General features: G+C 65.3%; 1 protein-coding gene and 1 pseudogene. One reads left to right on the top strand and one right to left on the bottom strand.

Annotation, left to right across the window (positions count from 1 at the left end; genetic code table 11):
- On the bottom strand, positions 1–745 hold a 745-nt coding region (locus XANALMUS060_RS23140), incomplete at its 3' end, for a hypothetical protein (protein ID WP_343122995.1).
- 301 nt (positions 746–1,046) lie between these two features.
- Here XANALMUS060_RS23140 and XANALMUS060_RS20335 point away from each other — a divergent pair.
- Positions 1,047–2,434, top strand: a pseudogene (locus tag XANALMUS060_RS20335) (hypothetical protein); the annotation flags it as partial.

Below are 2,434 nucleotides of genomic sequence, written 5' to 3'. Positions count from 1 at the left end.
TCCAGACCTGCTGCATCACACGCGCACCACCGTGTCGGATGCAATCGCCGACCTCACGATGGTGCGGGATCGGGTCAATCCGCAGAAGGCAGCCGCCGATGCCTTCACCCGGGAAATGCTCGACAAGGCGCAGCAGCAAGGCATTTCCAAAGACCACATCACCGTCGCCGGTCACTCCCTCGGCGGCGCACTGGCGCAGATCGAGGCGGCGGAGTTTGGTCTGCGTGGCGCCACGTTCAATGCCTACGGTGCGGTGAGTCTGAGCCACCACGTGCCGGAGGGTGGCAGGCAGGTGACCAATTACGTGATGGCGGGTGACGTCGTGAGCGCGGCCAGCCGCCATTACGGCATGGTGGTGATCCTGGCCAGCGCAGAGGATGTGCAAGCGCTCCGGACAGGACGTTATCTCGCTGCCAGCCCTGGTGCCGAGCCGCCCAATCCGTTGCGGGCGATGCGCCTGGGCGATCACAGCGGCACCCATTTCACTGGTCCGCAGAGCGTGCTGGCGCCGGACAGGCTGGCGCAGCACCAACAACAGTACGCGCACAACAAGGCCGCTTTCGATCAATTTCACCTGGACGTCCATCGGGACCGCGAGGCGCTGAGCGCGGCGCTTCAGCAGGTCACTGCGCAGGCGCTCCAGGCACGGGCGGAACAGGCCTACGACGCAGCCAAGCACAGCGTCTCGCGCGACATCGACTCGGTTGAACGCACCGCCGGGCAAGCCTACGACACGTTGACGCATCCGGGCCAGTGGTTCCCGCACAGCGCGCCAGCCGCGTCCAACCCTCCCACATCGACGAACGCGGACACGTCCTCCGCCTCTTCATCCTCATCATCCGCTGCCACGTCCGCCATGCTGCTCCTGGCCATGGACAAGCACACGCCGATGCAGGAAGACCACATCGCTCAACAGCACCAGGAACGCATCCAGCAGGCGCAGCAGCACGCATCACCCCTGGTGCAAGCGCACTCGCAGCCACATGCGCCAACGTCCAATCACAACACCGCAGCCCAGGGACCTGCTGCATCACACGCGCACCACCGTGTCGGATGCAATCGCCGACCTCACGATGGTGCGGGATCGGGTCAATCCGCAGAAGGCAGCCGCCGATGCCTTCACCCGGGAAATGCTCGACAAGGCGCAGCAGCAAGGCATTTCCAAAGACCACATCACCGTCGCCGGTCACTCCCTCGGCGGCGCACTGGCGCAGATCGAGGCGGCGGAGTTTGGTCTGCGTGGCGCCACGTTCAATGCCTACGGTGCGGTGAGTCTGAGCCACCACGTGCCGGAGGGTGGCAGGCAGGTGACCAATTACGTGATGGCGGGTGACGTCGTGAGCGCGGCCAGCCGCCATTACGGCATGGTGGTGATCCTGGCCAGCGCAGAGGATGTGCAAGCGCTCCGGACAGGACGTTATCTCGCTGCCAGCCCTGGTGCCGAGCCGCCCAATCCGTTGCGGGCGATGCGCCTGGGCGATCACAGCGGCACCCATTTCACTGGTCCGCAGAGCGTGCTGGCGCCGGACAGGCTGGCGCAGCACCAACAACAGTACGCGCACAACAAGGCCGCTTTCGATCAATTTCACCTGGACGTCCATCGGGACCGCGAGGCGCTGAGCGCGGCGCTTCAGCAGGTCACTGCGCAGGCGCTCCAGGCACGGGCGGAACAGGCCTACGACGCAGCCAAGCACAGCGTCTCGCGCGACATCGACTCGGTTGAACGCACCGCCGGGCAAGCCTACGACACGTTGACGCATCCGGGCCAGTGGTTCCCGCACAGCGCGCCAGCCGCGTCCAACCCTCCCACATCGACGAACGCGGACACGTCCTCCGCCTCTTCATCCTCATCATCCGCTGCCACGTCCGCCATGCTGCTCCTGGCCATGGACAAGCACACGCCGATGCAGGAAGACCACATCGCTCAACAGCACCAGGAACGCATCCAGCAGGCGCAGCAGCACGCATCACCCCTGGTGCAAGCGCACTCGCAGCCACATGCGCCAACGTCCAATCACAACACCGCAGCCCAGGAAAAATCGGCCAGCGTGGACATGCAGGAACAGGCGCGGATCGCACAGTTGCAACAGCAGGAACAGCAGGCGCAGGCCGCGCGCGAGCGGCAACACCAGCTCATGCAGCAACAGGCGCAGTTGCACCATCAGGCTATGGATGCGCAGCCACGCGAACACGAACACGAACACGAACAGCGCCAACGCCAGGACGCCCGGTCGGCCCAACACGAACAGCGCCAAGCTGCCGACGAGCCGATGCGGTACACCCAGCCAGCGGCGAACGCACCATACTTCCCGCTGACCATGGCACATCAGTTGGAGCCCGGCGACCGCGGCGCCGCCGTGCAAGCGTTGCAACAACACTTGCAAGCCATCGGCGCCACCGATCGCGATGGCAATGCCATCCAGGACGACAAGCA

The organism is Xanthomonas sp. MUS 060, from assembly GCF_000963215.1.
GTDB lineage: Bacteria > Pseudomonadota > Gammaproteobacteria > Xanthomonadales > Xanthomonadaceae > Xanthomonas_A.
This window is presented reverse-complemented; position numbering and strand designations above follow the sequence as displayed.